This is a genomic window from Luteimonas sp. A482 (assembly GCF_054072655.1).
Map to the genome: position 1 here is coordinate 1 of NZ_JBSVRO010000006.1, position 13781 is coordinate 13781.

14 protein-coding genes are annotated in these 13781 nt (G+C 67.9%); 8 read left to right on the plus strand and 6 right to left on the minus strand.

The features are described from left to right. Nucleotides 1–488: 488 nt before the first annotated feature. Nucleotides 489–1388, plus strand: a complete 900-nt coding sequence (locus tag ACW5DW_RS14655) for a pirin family protein (protein WP_457019902.1) — start codon at nt 489–491, stop codon at nt 1386–1388. Nucleotides 1389–1439: 51 nt separating this feature from the next. Continuing rightward, nucleotides 1440–2057, plus strand: a complete 618-nt coding sequence (locus ACW5DW_RS14660) for a trimeric intracellular cation channel family protein (protein WP_457019904.1) — start codon at nt 1440–1442, stop codon at nt 2055–2057. Nucleotides 2058–2133: 76 nt separating this feature from the next. On the opposite strand, the gene ACW5DW_RS14665 is transcribed toward ACW5DW_RS14660, so the two are convergent. From ACW5DW_RS14665 to ACW5DW_RS14680, 4 genes are all read right to left on the minus strand, one after another. After that, complete coding sequence (locus tag ACW5DW_RS14665) at nt 2134–2532, minus strand: SirB2 family protein (protein WP_457019906.1); 399 nt, start codon at nt 2530–2532, stop codon at nt 2134–2136. A gap of 57 nt (nt 2533–2589) precedes the next feature. Further along, complete coding sequence (locus ACW5DW_RS14670; RefSeq protein ID WP_457019908.1) at nt 2590–3813, minus strand: NnrS family protein; 1224 nt, start codon at nt 3811–3813, stop codon at nt 2590–2592. 191 nt (nt 3814–4004) lie between these two features. Further along, a complete protein-coding gene (locus ACW5DW_RS14675) occupies nt 4005–4256 on the minus strand; it encodes a DUF6522 family protein (protein WP_457019910.1) in 252 nt (83 codons plus the stop codon). Nucleotides 4257–4410: 154 nt separating this feature from the next. Beyond that, the gene (locus ACW5DW_RS14680) at nt 4411–6687 is read right to left on the minus strand and encodes a nitric-oxide reductase large subunit (RefSeq protein ID WP_457019911.1); all 2277 of its coding nucleotides are present in this window, start codon (nt 6685–6687) and stop codon (nt 4411–4413) included. 338 nt (nt 6688–7025) lie between these two features. Here ACW5DW_RS14680 and ACW5DW_RS14685 point away from each other — a divergent pair, with 338 nt between their 5' ends. Continuing rightward, on the plus strand, nt 7026–7469 hold the full coding sequence (locus tag ACW5DW_RS14685; RefSeq protein ID WP_457019912.1) for a CopD family copper resistance protein: 444 nt from the start codon (nt 7026–7028) through the stop codon (nt 7467–7469). Nucleotides 7470–7665: 196 nt separating this feature from the next. On the opposite strand, the gene ACW5DW_RS14690 is transcribed toward ACW5DW_RS14685, so the two are convergent. Together ACW5DW_RS14690 and hemN are read right to left on the minus strand one after the other, a co-directional pair. After that, a complete protein-coding gene (locus ACW5DW_RS14690) occupies nt 7666–8394 on the minus strand; it encodes a helix-turn-helix domain-containing protein (protein WP_457019913.1) in 729 nt (242 codons plus the stop codon). 50 nt (nt 8395–8444) lie between these two features. Next, nucleotides 8445–9860: an oxygen-independent coproporphyrinogen III oxidase gene (gene hemN, locus ACW5DW_RS14695; RefSeq protein ID WP_457019914.1), complete on the minus strand. Its 1416-nt coding sequence runs from the start codon at nt 9858–9860 to the stop codon at nt 8445–8447. A gap of 302 nt (nt 9861–10162) precedes the next feature. Between hemN and ccoN the strand changes: the two genes are divergently transcribed. From ccoN to ACW5DW_RS14720, 5 genes are read left to right on the plus strand one after another with little or no spacing between them, the layout of a single operon-like run. Continuing rightward, nucleotides 10163–11641: a cytochrome-c oxidase, cbb3-type subunit I gene (ccoN, locus tag ACW5DW_RS14700; protein WP_457019915.1), complete on the plus strand. Its 1479-nt coding sequence runs from the start codon at nt 10163–10165 to the stop codon at nt 11639–11641. Next, entirely contained in the window at nt 11638–12276 is a 639-nt protein-coding gene (gene ccoO / locus ACW5DW_RS14705; RefSeq protein ID WP_457019916.1) for a cytochrome-c oxidase, cbb3-type subunit II, read from the plus strand. The genes ccoN and ccoO overlap by 4 nt, the downstream gene beginning before the upstream one ends. Then, nucleotides 12273–12413: a cbb3-type cytochrome oxidase subunit 3 gene (locus ACW5DW_RS14710; protein WP_457019918.1), complete on the plus strand. Its 141-nt coding sequence runs from the start codon at nt 12273–12275 to the stop codon at nt 12411–12413. The genes ccoO and ACW5DW_RS14710 overlap by 4 nt, the downstream gene beginning before the upstream one ends. Next, on the plus strand, nt 12410–13354 hold the full coding sequence (gene ccoP, locus ACW5DW_RS14715; RefSeq protein WP_457019919.1) for a cytochrome-c oxidase, cbb3-type subunit III: 945 nt from the start codon (nt 12410–12412) through the stop codon (nt 13352–13354). Before ACW5DW_RS14710 ends, ccoP begins: the two co-directional genes overlap by 4 nt. Further along, nucleotides 13351–13647, plus strand: coding sequence for a hypothetical protein (locus ACW5DW_RS14720; RefSeq protein ID WP_457019920.1), 297 nt, complete (start codon nt 13351–13353; stop codon nt 13645–13647). Before ccoP ends, ACW5DW_RS14720 begins: the two co-directional genes overlap by 4 nt. The last annotated feature ends 134 nt before the right edge of the window (nt 13648–13781 follow it).

Below are 13781 nucleotides of genomic sequence, written 5' to 3' on the forward strand. Positions count from 1 at the left end.
GGCCGCTACGCGGTCCGGCCCGGCACAGCATGCCGGGCGCTCGCGTGGATGCGCGGCATGCCGCGCAAGCCATCCACGCTCTCCCTGCCCTGACTCACGCGCAAAACATCCATGTTTTGCTCGTCGCGACCCCCGGTCGCCAGGGCACGGCTCACTGCAACTGGTGTCGCGATGCTTCGGTGGGGGATTTTTCGAAGCCACGCCAGTGACTGGGCGATGGTCGTTCCGGGGCGGGGGTTGCGGAAAGCAGCGCAGGGATGCGCTGCGGCGGCGAGTCAGCCATGGATGGCTGACCGAGCCGGGGAGCAACCCCCGGCCCGGAACGACGCCAGCCGGAGGCATGGTCCAGTCGTTCGCATCGTGTATCACCACCGGATGCTGCAATCGCAACTGAAACCGCTCCTGCGGCAGCCTGTCGGTTCAGCTCGCACGCCCCAGCTGCGATGATGCCGCCCACGGCACACGCCGCGGCAGCCAGGAGGCGCGACATGATCGAACTTCTCATCCGCCAGCGCACCCGCGACCTGGGCAGCTTCGAGGTCGGGCGGGTACTGCCCTTTGCCCGGCGGCGCATGGTCGGGCCCTACATCTTCTTCGACCGCATGGGCCCGAAACTGATCGAGCCTGGCCTGCCGCCGGAAGCCGACGTGCGCCCGCACCCGCACATCGGACTGTCCACGATCACCTACCTGTTCGACGGCGAGATCATGCATCGCGACAGCGTCGGTTCCGAGCAGCCGGTGCGCCCCGGCGAGGTGAACTGGATGACCGCCGGCCGCGGCATCACCCATTCCGAACGCTTCGAGCGGCTGCGCGACGAAGGCGGGCCGATGGACGGGATCCAGGCCTGGGTTGCGCTGCCTGAGGACCGCGAAGAGATCGATCCCGGCTTCTGGCACTACCCGGCGGATGCGCTGCCGGCATTCCATGACGAGGGCGTGGCCGGGCGTCTGATCGCCGGGCGCCTGGCAGGCGTGCAATCACCGGTGCGAATCGATTCGCCGCAGTTCTACGTGCACTGGCAGCTGCCCCCGGGCGGGCGCGTGTCGCTGCCGGCCGAGTATCCCGAACGCGCGGTCTATGTCGCCCGTGGCGACGTGGAGATCGCAGGCCAGCGCGTGGAGCCCGGCAGCATGGCCGTACTCGTGCCGGGGAGCGCCGCCACCATCGCGGCATCGAGCGAAGCGGTGGTCATGGCCCTGGGCGGCGATCCGGTGGGGCCGCGCTACATCGACTGGAACTTCGTATCCTCCTCGAAGGAGCGCATCGACCAGGCACGGGCGGACTGGGCGGCCGGCCGCATGAAGTTGCCTGACCTGGACGATGGCGAGTTCATTCCGCTGCCGGCGAAGATCGCGGGCATGCGCGAACCCGAACCCATGTCCTGATCCACCCGGCGCAAGCCTGCACCAACCTTCCGCCCTACCTGCGCACATGCCATGACCCTGACCTTCGTCGCCATGATCGATTTCCTCGGCACGTTCGCGTTCGCGATCAGCGGCGGGCTGGTGGCGGTGCGGCATCGGCTGGACCTGTTCGGCGTGCTGGTGCTGTCGTTCGCCGCGGCAACGGCCGGCGGCATCCTCCGCGACGTGATGTTGGACCTGGTGCCGGCATCGATGGTGGATTGGCGCTATCTGGCGGTATCGGTCGCTGCGGGCCTGGTGACCTTCCAGTGGCACGAGCAGGTCGAACGCATGCGCAATCCGGTGCAGATCTCCGACGCGATCGGGCTCTCGCTGTTCGCGGTGCTCGGCGCGGGCAAGGCGCTGGCGCACGGGCTGGGGCCGACCGGCGCGGTCATGCTCGGCATCCTGTCCGGCGTCGGCGGGGGCATCGTGCGCGACCTGCTGGTGGCGACCATCCCGGGCGTGCTGCAGCGCGAACTCTATGCGGTGGCCGCGCTGGTGGGCGCGCTGGTGGTCGTGACCGGGAACGCGCTGTCGCTGCCGGGACCGCCGACCGCAGTCGTCGGCGCGGTGGCCTGCTTCGTGCTTCGCTGGCTGGCGATCCGGCGTGGCTGGCGGCTGCCGCTTCCGCGCGGCGGTGCGGCCTGAGAGGATCGCGACCCACGCAGGCGCATGCATCACGCCGTGATCGGACGCAAGGTTGCCCCGGCACCGCCGGCAGCACTCAGCCCAGCAGGTACAGCGCCCCCAGCGGATGGTGCGTGCGTGCGATGAAGTAGACCTGGGCGAAGACGAGCAACGCCGCCACGTAGCCGATCGCGCGCGCGCGACGGGTGCGGCCGCGACGCAACGCGAACACGCCAAGCACCACGTAGACCACGATCAGCACCACCTTCACCGCCAGCCAGCCATTGGCGTACAGCGCCGAGGGCAGGATGGTCAGCAGCATCATCGCCGCCGTCAGCAGGGCGGTATCGATGGTGTAGCTCAGGTAGCGCACCGGCGCAGCATTGGGCCAGCGCGCGCCCAGGAGCAGCAGCAGGCCGCGCATTGCGAACAGCCCGCCGCTGAGCAGGGCAAAGCCGATATGGGCGTGCTTGATCTGCGGGTAGAACTCGATCATCCCGAAAAAACCTCCGGCCAAAGGCCGACCATTGTCCCTCTCCCGCGCACCACTCCCCTACCCCGGCTTGCCGTCCGCACGCGGCGACAGGTAGATGCCGCCGATCCGGAACACCCATGGCGACAGCGCCACGAGCCAGCCCAGCGCGGACAGTGCCTGCCATGCCAGCACGTCCGGCATCATTTCTGCGGCGATGCGCATCGCCGCCGCCACCTGGATGCCGACGAAGGCAAACCACGCCAGGCCATACATCTTCAGCGGCCTGCCCGAATGACCCTGGGTGACGCGGCTCACCATCGCCACCAGCACGCTGCCGAACAGGCCGATGAACAGCGCATGCGCCGGCGCGCGGCCGAGTACGAACGCGCCCGATTCCAGGTACAGCAGGCTTTGCAGCGAAAACAGCGCGAACGTGATCGGCCACCACAGCAGCCCCACGAACAGCACGCGCAGCAGCCCCGGTGCCGCGCCGCGCGGCCACCAGCGCCACAGCACGCACACCGACAGCACCAGCATCGGCAGGTCCACCAGCCACAGCCAGGCGTAGGCATGCAGCAGCTCGAGCAGCAGGTGCGCCATCGCCAGGGCCCAGATCGCGGCCAGCAGCCACATCGGACGCCAGGCGACATAGCCGGGGACGGTGTTGCCGGCGAAGAACGGGAACATGCGGTGCGCGACGGTCAGGTACACCGGCAGCAGCAGGCCGAAGGTGCCCAGCTTGATCGCGAAGAACACCGACCACGCCGAACCTGTCAGCAGGAATGCACCGAAGCACAGCACGCCGAGCAGGCCCAGCAGCATCGCCGCGAAGCACGAGCGCGCGTGCCAGGTCGTTCCGCGCTCGGACAGCAGCAGCCGCCCCAGGATCCACACGCCCGAGCTCCACCCGGCCAGGGTCATGAACAGGCCCACCACCAGCGCGACCTCCAGCCCCAGCGCGCCCAGCAGCATCGCAGCCTGACCACCGAACATGCCCACGCCCACCGGCACGTAGCGCCAGCGCGGGATGTCGGGCAGGCCGAGCCAGCGCGGGAACACGGTCAGCAGGAAGCCGAAGAAAAAGCTCGGCAACACCTGGTACTGCATCACGAAGGCATGCAGCCAGCCCGGATAGGTGGCTGCCTGCGGCACCTGCAGCAGTCCCGGCCAGCGTTGCGCGGCCAGCCAGGCCGCCCACCAGGCCATCGCCAGCAGCAGATTGCCGGCGCCAATGAAGAACATCAGCCGGTGCGGCGCCTCGGTCAACAGGCCGGGCGAAGGTCCGGAAGCGGGTCTGGTCATGCGGCCATCTTCAGGCAACGACGTGCAGGGGACGTTGACGCAGGTCAAGCGATCCCGATCCGCTATCGCCACCCCTGCCCTGCGGCCCCTCTGTAGGAGCGGCTTCAGCCGCGATCGGTGCATCAGCCGCGTCGCATCCGTGAATGCGTATCGCGGCTGAAGCCGCTCCTACAGAAGCAACGGTCCGCGATCTACGACACATCCGCCACTGGCGTTCCATTTGCGTCAACGACCATGCGGGCGCGCCGTTCGCCGTAGTAGAAGCTCGCGCGGTACAGGCCCTCGTCCTCGCCCACGCCGCGTTCGCACAGCACCGAGATGCGGCGGTCCTCCATCAGCCGCCGGAACTCCTCGACCTCCAGGTCGAGGGCGCGCGCCACCAGGGCGCCGTCGACCTCGACCTGCGGGTTGACCTGGATGCCGATGCGCTTGCCAGTGTCCATGTCCTGCTCCCTTTTCATTCAATGTACCGCGTGCGCCGATGGATGCAGCCACGCGCCCAGCCACTGCCGTCCCCGCGAAGCACGAAGCCCGGCGGCCTTCGTGGGCCCCCGGGCTTGCGCCGTCATCAGCCGACGGCGCCCGTGCGTGCTGCGATCACGCTTCCGCCAGATCGCCACCCACCGGCAACACCTCGCGCCTGGGCACGATCCACAGCCGCAGCATGAACCAGGCCAGCGACAGCGCGCCGACGCTGAAGATGGTGTCGCCCGGCACCCTCAGCCACACCAGCATGTCGATCAGCGGCTGCTGCATGAACTCGGCCGAGCGTGCATACCAGTAACCGTGCTCGAGCGCGGCGGCGAGCTGCAGCACGCCGATCGGCAGCAGGGTCAGCAGCGCCATCGCGGCCAGGCCGATGTTGAAGGCCCAGAACGAGAACTTCAGTGCGCCCTCGTTCCAGACCACGTCCGGCTTCAGGCCGCGCAGGCAGAACAGCATCAGGCCGACGCCGAGCATGCCGTACACGCCGAACAACGCCGTGTGTCCGTGCGCCGCGGTCAGGTTCATGCCCTGCATGTAGTACAGCGGCAGCGGTGGATTGATCAGGAATCCGAGCAGGCCGGCACCGACCAGGTTCCAGAACGCGACCGCGATGAAGAACATGATCGGCCACCGGTACTTCGCCATCCACGGCGTGGCCTTGCCCAGCTTGTAGCTGTGGTAGGCCTCGAAGCCCACGTAGGCCAGCGGCACCACCTCCAGCGCCGAGAAGCTGGCGCCGATCGCGATCACCGCCGTCGGCGTGCCGGTGAAGTACAGGTGGTGCAGCGTGCCGAGCACGCCGCCGGCCATGAACACGATGGTCGCGAACAGCACCGCGATCGTCGCGGTCTTGATCTGCAGCAGGCCCAGGCGGGTGAACAGGAAGGCGATCACCGCCACCGCGAACACCTCGAAGAAGCCTTCCACCCACAGGTGTACCACCCACCAGCGCCAGTACTCGACCATCGACAGGTGGGTGTGCTCGCCCCACATCAGGCCGGCCGCGTAGAAGATGCCGATGGCCACCACCGACAGGAACAGCAGGCTGACGATGGACCTCGATTCGCCGCCATGCCGGATCGACGGCCACAGCGCGCGGCCCACCAGGGTCAGCCACAGCATCAGGCCCACGAACAGGAACCACTGCCAGAAGCGGCCGATGTCGACGTATTCCCAGCCCTGGTGGCCGAACCAGAAGTTGTTCGCCAGGCCCAGCTTCTGCATCACCGCGAACCACTGGCCGGCGAACGAGCCGACCACGATCACGATCAGGCACGTCCACAACACGTTGACGCCAAGTCGCTGGAATTTCGGCTCATGCCCGGAAATCGCCGGGCCGATGTACAGGCCCATGCCCAGCCACGCGGTCGCGATCCACAGCACCGCGAGCTGCGTGTGCCAGGTGCGCGTGAGCGAATACGGCAGGATCTCCGACAGCGCGAAACCGTAGGCCTGCTGGCCTTCAACCTGGTAGTGCGCGGTGGTCGCGCCCAGCAGGATCTGCACGAGGAACAGCGCCATCACCACCCAGAAGTACTTGGCGGTGGCGCGCATCGACGGGGTGATCCTGATGCTGGCCAGCGGATCGGTCTTCGGCAGCACCGGCGCCATCCCGTCGCCGTGGCTGACCGCGTAGTGCCAGCCCAGCAGCGCCACGCCGGCGATCAGGAACAGCACACTGAACACCGTCCACAGGAAGGTACTGGGCGGCGGCGTGTTGCCGACCAGGCCGTCGGCCGGCCAGTTGGCGGTGTAGCTGATCTCCTGGCCGGGACGCTGGGTCACCTGCGACCAGGACACCCACCAGAAGAACCCGGTCATCGCCGCGCGATGTGCCGCGGTGTCAACGGTGTCGTTGCGCATCGCATAGGCTTCGCGCAGCGCGGCGGTTTCGGGCTCGTTGCCGAACAGGCTGACGTAGTGCGCAGCCACCTGCTCGATCGCGGCGACGCGGTCGGCGTCGAGGGTGATGGTCGCGGACGCCTCATCCCAGGTATTGGGACGCATCAGCGCCTGCAGGCGCGCGGTATAGGCCGCCTGCATCGGGGCGTCGAGCAGCTTGTAGCTGTCCTGGCCGTGCTCGCGCGCGGCCCAGATATCGAGGATCGCCTCGGCCTCGCGATGCATCCAGTCCGCGCCCCAGTCGGGCGCGACGTAGGCACCGTGGCCCCAGATCGAGCCCAGCTGCTGTCCGCCGACCGACTGCCAGACCTGGCGGCCCTTCTCGATATCGGCACGGGTGTAGACCACGCTGCCATCGGTGGACACCACCCGGTCTGGCATCGGTGGCGCCTGGCGATGGACCTCGCTGCCCACCCACAGCAGCACGGCGAATGAGCTGATCAACAGGATCGCCAATCCTGTCCAGAGTTTGCGCGTCGAATCCATTGGTGCAGAGCCTCTCTTGGAGATTGCGGCATCGTGTTGTCGCGGGGCTGGTGGCACCTTGACCTGCGTCAAGGCCGCGTGAATGTCGGAAAACCGGCCGGATTCCGCGGTGGACCGGTGTCGCCGCCGCTGCTCTTGGCCCTTCCCCCGCAACGCGGGGCATTGCGCCCTTCACGCGGGGAAGGCCGGGATGGGGGTGCGCACCGAAGGTGCGCTGGATGCATCGACGCGACCTGCCGCCCCACCCCAACCCTCCCCCTCCGTGCGAGGGAGGGAGCTGGGTGCGGTTGATCCATGTCAGTGCGGCTGCGGCCACGCGGGCGCAACCTGCGTGCACGATGCGTCCCTACCCGCTCCTGCTGGTGCTGCACCTGTTGGCCGCGCTGCTGTTCGTGGGCACGGTGTTCTTCGAGGTGCTGATCCTGGAGCGGGTGCGCCGGCACGTGCCGAAGAACGCGATGCACCTGGTCGAAGCCGGGATCGGCAAGGTGGCGCGCGGGATCATGCCCTGGGTGCTGCTGGTGCTGTACGGCAGCGGCGCCGGCATGGCCTGGCGCTACCGCGAAGCGCTGGCGCAGCCGCTTTCAAGCGGCTTTGCGCTGATGCTGACGGTCAAGATCGCGCTGGCGCTGGGCGTGGCCGGGCACTTCGGCTACGCGATGTGGAAGATCAGGCGCGGGCAGCTGCGCGGCAGCCTGTCGCGACGCCTGCACCTGAGCCTGTTCTGGCACATGGTGGGTATCGTGGTGCTGGCCAAGGCGATGTTCCACTTCGGCTGGTGAGGCCGGTTGGGGCGGCGGCAGCGCTTTGGGTGTCATCCCGAACGCAGTGAGGGATCTGCTCTGCGGAAGGAAGATCCCTCACTGCGTTCGGGATGACAGATGAAAACCCTCATCGCATCCGGGATGACAAACAGGTATCCCTGCATCCGGAACGACAAACGGATCCCACCGCATCCGGATGCCTACGGACGCAGCCTCAATCGCGCAGCACGTGGTGCGCCAACGCATCGAGCACCTCGGGCTGGAGGATCTCCATGTCGCGGCGGTCGACCTTGAGTACGCCTTCGTCCTGCAGCCGGCGCAGCACGCGGCTCACGGTTTCCGGCGCCAGCCGCAGGTAGTTGGCGATGTCGGTGCGGGCCATGGTCAGGCGCATGCGGTAGGCGGAGAAGCCGCGCTCGGCGAAGCGCCGCGACAGCATCACCAGGAACGCCGCCAGGCGCTCGTCGGCGGTGAAGTTGCCCGACAGCACCGAGGCCTTGCCGATGTCCTGGCTGAGCAGGTTGAACAGGTGACGCTGCAGTCCGGGCATGCGCCCGGCCAGGGTCGCCATCATCGGGAACGAGAACCGGCACAGCATCACCGTGTCCAGCGCCACCGCGTTGCAGGGATAGCGCGAGGCGTGGATGGCGTTGAGGCCGATCACCTCGCCGGGCAGGAAGAAGCCCAGCACCTGCTCGCGCCCGTTGGCGTCGTTGACGTAGGTCTTGACCGTGCCGGCGCGCACCGCGGCGATGGCGTTGAACGGATCGCCCTCGCGGAAGATGTGGTCGCCCTCGCGGAACGGGCCGACGTGTTCGACCAGCACGTGCAGGTCGCGCAGGACGCTCTTGTCGTAGCCCTCCGACAGGCAGGCCGCGGAGAAGGCGCAGGTACTGCAGAAGGTGTATTCATCGCCATCGTCGGCGATCGGGGTCCCGGTCAACACCTTCAGTGGTTGTTCTTGCACACGCCCGCCCTGTCTGCCAGTGGGTTTCAGATGGCCCTGGAATAGCGCACTCCGTCAGGCTGCGCACCCAGGTACCGGTCGAAACACATGGCAATGATACGCAACAGGGCGCGTCCGCGGGGCGTGGCGCGGATCCAGCCGGGCGGGCACTGCACCAGGCCGTCGTCCTGCAGCGGCCGCAGCGCGGCCAGGGATTCGCTGAAATACTCGCCGAACGAGATGCCGTAGGTCTTTTCGACCCTGCGCACGTCGATCTCGCCCTGGCACATCAGCTGCTGGATCAGGTCCGCGCGCAGCACGTCGTCGTTGCCCAGCATCAGGCCGCGCCAGATCGGCAGCCGGCCCTCGTCGACCGCGATCTCCCACGAGGGCAGGTCGCGGTGGTTCTGGGTGAAGCTGTCGCCGACGTGGCTGATGGCGCTCACGCCAAAACCCACCAGGTCGGTCTGCGCATGGGTGGTGTAGCCCATGAAGTTGCGGTGCAGGCCGCCCTCGCGCTGGGCGCGGGCGAGCTCGTCGCCGGGCAGCGCGAAATGGTCCATGCCGATGTATTCGTAGCCGGCGTCGCCCAGCCGCTGCACCGCCAGCTCCAGCAGCGCCAGCTTGCCCTCGGGGCTGGGCAGGTCGGCGTCCTCGATCTGGCGCTGGGCCTTGAACAGGCGCGGCATGTGCGCGTAGCCGTAGATCGCCAGCCGGTCCGGACGCGCGTCGATCACCGTGTCCAGGGTGCGGCCGAAGCCTTCCGGGGTCTGCTTGGGCAGGCCGTAGATCAGGTCGACGTTGACCGAGCGCATGCCGAAGCGGCGGCAGGCGTCGATGATCGCAAGGGTTTCATCGATGCCCTGCTCGCGGTTGATCGCCTTCTGCACCTCCGGATCGAAGTCCTGCACGCCCAGGCTGGTGCGGTTGAAGCCGATTGCCGAAAGCACCTCGATATCGTCGGGGGTGACGAAGCGCGGATCGAGCTCGATCGAGAAATCGCGGTCCGCTGCACGGCTGAAGCTGAAATGCCGGCCGAGGCTGCCGACCAGCTCGCCCAGCAGCTCGGGCGCCAGGAAGTTCGGGGTGCCGCCGCCCAGGTGCAGCTGCACCACTTCGCGGTCGCGGTCGAACAGCGGCGCGGCCAGAGCGATCTCGCGCTCAAGGCGGTCCAGGTAGATGCGCCCCCTGGCCACGTCGCGGGTGATGATTCGATTGCAGCCGCAGTAGAAACACGGGCTCTGGCAGTACGGGATGTGCACGTACAGCGAGAGCTGGCGCGGGATCGGATCCTGGTTGCTGCGCCGGGCCAGGTCGCTGAAATCGGCTTCGCCGAAACCTTCGGCGAAATGCGGCGCGGTCGGATAGGACGTGTAGCGCGGCCCCGGCCGGTCGTAGCGGCGCAGCAGCTCCGCGTCGAAACGCCAGGTCCTGGCCGGATTCAATGGAGAGATGGTCTGCATGGGACCCGAGTATGTGGACTTTTCGTCCTAGCGCCTTGACCCGGATCAAGCCGGACCCCGCGAAAACAGGCGTTTGTCAGCGAGGCCGTTCCCGCAACGCAGCGTCCGGAAGGTGAACCCGGCCCGCACGCTGGGCGATAATGCCGGGCGGGCCGATCTTGCCGCCCGGCCGCGTCCAGCGCCGCGGCAGCCCTTTGCGCCTCACACCGTTCCACAGCCGTCCGGGAGACGCCTTGATCGTGATCAAGGCTGTCATTCCACCCCCGGACTAGTCTTCGCCACGTTCAACGTCAGGACGCGCCATGCACCAGGCCGCTACAGAAACTTACAACGACAAGGTGGTCCGCCAGTTCGCGGTGATGACCGTGGTCTGGGGCATCGTCGGCATGGCCGTGGGCGTGCTGATCGCCGCGCAGCTGTACTGGCCGGACCTCACCAAGGGCATCTCCTGGCTCAGCTATGGCCGCTTGCGGCCGCTGCACACCAATGCGGTGATCTTCGCCTTCGGCGGCAGCGCGCTGTTCGCCACCAGCCTGCACGTGGTGCAGCGTACCTGCCACGTGCGGCTGCTCTCCGACAGGCTGGCCGCCTTCGTGTTCTGGGGCTGGCAGGCGGTGATCGTGTCCGCGGCCATCACCCTGCCGCTGGGCATGACCCAGGGCAAGGAGTACGCCGAGCTCGAATGGCCGATCGACCTGCTGATCACCGTGGTGTGGGTGGCCTACGCGGTGCTGTTCTTCGGCACGATCGCCAAGCGCCGGGTCAAGCACATCTACGTGGCCAACTGGTTCTACGGCGCGTACATCATCGCCATCGCCCTGCTGCACATCGTCAACAACATCGCGATCCCGGTCGGGCTGGGCAAGTCCTACAGCATCTACACCGGCGCGGTCGACGCGATGGTGCAGTGGTGGTACGGCCACAACGCGGTCGGCTTCCTGCTGACCGCCGGCTTCCTGGGCATGATGTACTACTACGTACCCAAGCAGGCCGGGCGGCCGATCTACTCCTACCGCCTGTCGATCGTCCACTTCTGGGCGCTGATCGCGGTCTACATGTGGGCCGGCCCGCACCACCTGCACTACACCGCCCTGCCCGACTGGGCGCAGAACGTGGGCATGGTGTTCTCGCTGATCCTGCTGGCGCCCAGCTGGGGCGGCGCGATCAACGGCATCATGACCCTCTCGGGCGTGTGGCATAAGCTGCGCACCGACCCGATCCTGAAGTTCCTCATCGTCGCGCTCAGCTTCTACATGATCGCCACGTTCGAGGGGCCGATGATGTCGATCAAGACGGTCAACTCGCTGTCCCACTACACCGACTGGACCGTGGGCCACGTCCACGCCGGCGCGCTGGGCTGGGTGGCGATGATCTCGATCGGCTCGATCTACGCGCTGCTGCCGCGCCTGCTGGGCCTGCGCGAGATGTATTCGATCAAGTGGATCGACCTGCACTTCTGGCTGCACACCATCGGCGTGGTGCTGTACATCGCCTCGATGTGGATTGCCGGCGTGATGCAGGGCCTGATGTGGCGCGCCACCAATGACGACGGCACCCTGACCTACAGCTTCGTCGAGGCGCTCAACGCCACCTACCCCTACTACCTGGTGCGCCTGCTGGGCGGCGTGGTGGTGCTGGCCGGCATGTTCCTGATGGCGCTGAACGTGTGGCGCACCTATCGCCAGGGCCAGGCCGTCGCCGCCGACCAGCCGGTGCTGGCGCCCGATCCTTCCCAGTCAATCGCCACCGTGGCCCAGGCCCGCGCCGGAGGCCAGGCATGAGCGAGAACAAGAACGCGCACGCGCACGAGAAGGTCGAGAAGAACGTCGGCCTGCTGGCGGTGCTGATCGCGGTGGTGGTCTCCTTCGGCGGCCTGGCCGAAATCGTCCCGCTGATGTACCAGGCCGAAGCGATCGAGCCGCTGCCCGGCGTCGAGCCCTACCCCGCGCTGGAGCTGGCGGGCCGCGATGTCTACGTCCGCGAAGGCTGCTACAACTGCCACTCGCAGATGGTGCGCACCCTGCGCTTCGAGACCGAGCGCTACGGCCACTACTCGCTGGCGGGTGAATCGGTCTACGACCGCCCGTTCCAGTGGGGCTCCAAGCGCACCGGGCCCGACCTTGCCCGCGTCGGCGGCCGCTACTCCGACGACTGGCACCGCGTGCACCTGATCAACCCGCGCGACGTGGTGCCCGAGTCCAACATGCCCGCCTACTCCTGGCTGGCCACGAACACCGTCGACCGCGACCAGACTGCCCGCCGCATGCGCGCCCTGCAGCGCCTCGGCGATCCCTACAGCGACGAGGACATCGCCCAGGCACCGGCCGAACTTGCCGGCAAGACCGAACTCGACGCCGTGGTCGCCTACCTGCAGGGCCTGGGCCGGCACGCGCCGCGCGCAGGAGAAGCACAATGATCTCCGGCATCGTCACCGTCGTGCTGCTGGTGTGCTTCCTCGGCGGCTGGATCTGGGTCTGGAGCCCGAAGCGCAGGCGTGAGTTCGACGAGGCGGCGCAGCTGCCGCTGACCGACGACCAGGAGTCTTCCCGATGAGCAATGCGTGGTCGTGGTACGTCATCGTGCTGGTGGCGATCAACATCGGTGGCTGCGCCTGGCTGCTGTGGTGGACGGCGCGCCGCCGCCCCGGCGATCCGAAGCCGGAAGAGACCAGCCACATCTGGGACGGCGACATCACCGAGTACAACAAGCCGCTGCCGAAGTGGTGGATCAACGGGTTCTACCTGACCATCATCTTCGGTATCGGCTACCTGGCCTGGTACCCCGGCCTGGGCAACTTCGCCGGCGCCTCGGGCTGGACCTCGGCCAAGGCGCATGACGCGGACAAGGCGCGGCACGCCGAGCTGCTCGAGGAAACCTTCGGCGTCTACGCCAACCAGCCGTTCGACACGCTGGCGGCCGACCCGACCGCCATGGAGCTGGGCCGTTCGATCTTCGCCAACACCTGCGCGGCCTGCCACGGCTCATCGGCGCAGGGCGCATCGGGCTACCCCAACCTGACCGACACCGCCTGGAACTGGGGCGGCGATCCGGAGCGCGTCCTGGAATCGGTGCTGGATGGCCGCCAGGGCATCATGCCGCCGCTGGGCACGGTGCTGGAGGGGATCGGCGGCGACCTCGCCATCACCCAGGCCGCCACCTATGTCCGCGCGCTGCGCTCGGAGGACATCGACGCCACCCTGCGCAACGACTACATGGCCGCGCGCGGCAAGAAGTATTACGACAGCCTGTGCGTGGCCTGCCACGGCCCCGAGGGCAAGGGCAACCCGGACCTGGGCGCCCCCGACCTGACCCAGCGCAACACGCTGTACGCCAATACGCTCGACAGCATCCGCACCACCATCGTCGGGGGCCGCCACGGCATCATGCCGGCCCATCGCGACCTGCTGGGCGAGACCCGTGGACGGCTGGTGGCGGCGTATGTATGGTCTTTGTCAAACTCCGACCGGACGGACCCGCCTCCAGGACGGCAATGACCGACTTCACCCAGCCGCGCTTCGACCACCCGCCGCGCCCCATGGCGCAGCGGGTTGGTGCGATCGCGTGGCCCAGCTTCTTCGCCGCGGGCGTGTGCACGATGGTGTTCTTCGCCTTCATCGACCCGATCCAGCTGCGCGACATGACCTTCCCCGAGTTCCCGATGACCCGGGGACTGGGCTACACCTTCGGGTTCTTCATGTTCTGGGTGGCCACCGCCGCCTCGAGCCTGTTCACCTGGATCCTGCTGCGTCCGGCCAGCCGCTTCAACCGGGCCCTGCCGCCGGGCTGAAGCGGCGCTGCGCGGCGTCCACCGGGCGCCGTGCAGGCGCCTGGGACATTCTGTCGCTTTGACCGGTCCGGCCGATCCCCATACTGGCGTGTGCCGGCTTCGCCCGGCGCCGCTACAGCCACGCCGTGACCGCG

Excerpts from the sequence above, each read along its gene's own strand:
- ACW5DW_RS14655 (WP_457019902.1), top strand. The coding sequence starts at position 489 with ATGATCGAACTTCTCATCCGCCAGCGCACCCGCGACCTGGGCAGCTTC.
- ACW5DW_RS14660 (WP_457019904.1), top strand. The coding sequence starts at position 1,440 with ATGACCCTGACCTTCGTCGCCATGATCGATTTCCTCGGCACGTTCGCG.
- ACW5DW_RS14665 (WP_457019906.1), bottom strand. The coding sequence starts at position 2,532 with ATGATCGAGTTCTACCCGCAGATCAAGCACGCCCATATCGGCTTTGCC.
- ACW5DW_RS14670 (WP_457019908.1), bottom strand. The coding sequence starts at position 3,813 with ATGACCAGACCCGCTTCCGGACCTTCGCCCGGCCTGTTGACCGAGGCG.
- ACW5DW_RS14675 (WP_457019910.1), bottom strand. The coding sequence starts at position 4,256 with ATGGACACTGGCAAGCGCATCGGCATCCAGGTCAACCCGCAGGTCGAG.
- ACW5DW_RS14680 (WP_457019911.1), bottom strand. The coding sequence starts at position 6,687 with ATGGATTCGACGCGCAAACTCTGGACAGGATTGGCGATCCTGTTGATC.
- ACW5DW_RS14685 (WP_457019912.1), top strand. The coding sequence starts at position 7,026 with ATGCGTCCCTACCCGCTCCTGCTGGTGCTGCACCTGTTGGCCGCGCTG.
- hemN (WP_457019914.1), bottom strand. The coding sequence starts at position 9,860 with ATGCAGACCATCTCTCCATTGAATCCGGCCAGGACCTGGCGTTTCGAC.
- ccoN (WP_457019915.1), top strand. The coding sequence starts at position 10,163 with ATGCACCAGGCCGCTACAGAAACTTACAACGACAAGGTGGTCCGCCAG.
- ccoO (WP_457019916.1), top strand. The coding sequence starts at position 11,638 with ATGAGCGAGAACAAGAACGCGCACGCGCACGAGAAGGTCGAGAAGAAC.
- ACW5DW_RS14710 (WP_457019918.1), top strand. The coding sequence starts at position 12,273 with ATGATCTCCGGCATCGTCACCGTCGTGCTGCTGGTGTGCTTCCTCGGC.
- ccoP (WP_457019919.1), top strand. The coding sequence starts at position 12,410 with ATGAGCAATGCGTGGTCGTGGTACGTCATCGTGCTGGTGGCGATCAAC.
- ACW5DW_RS14720 (WP_457019920.1), top strand. The coding sequence starts at position 13,351 with ATGACCGACTTCACCCAGCCGCGCTTCGACCACCCGCCGCGCCCCATG.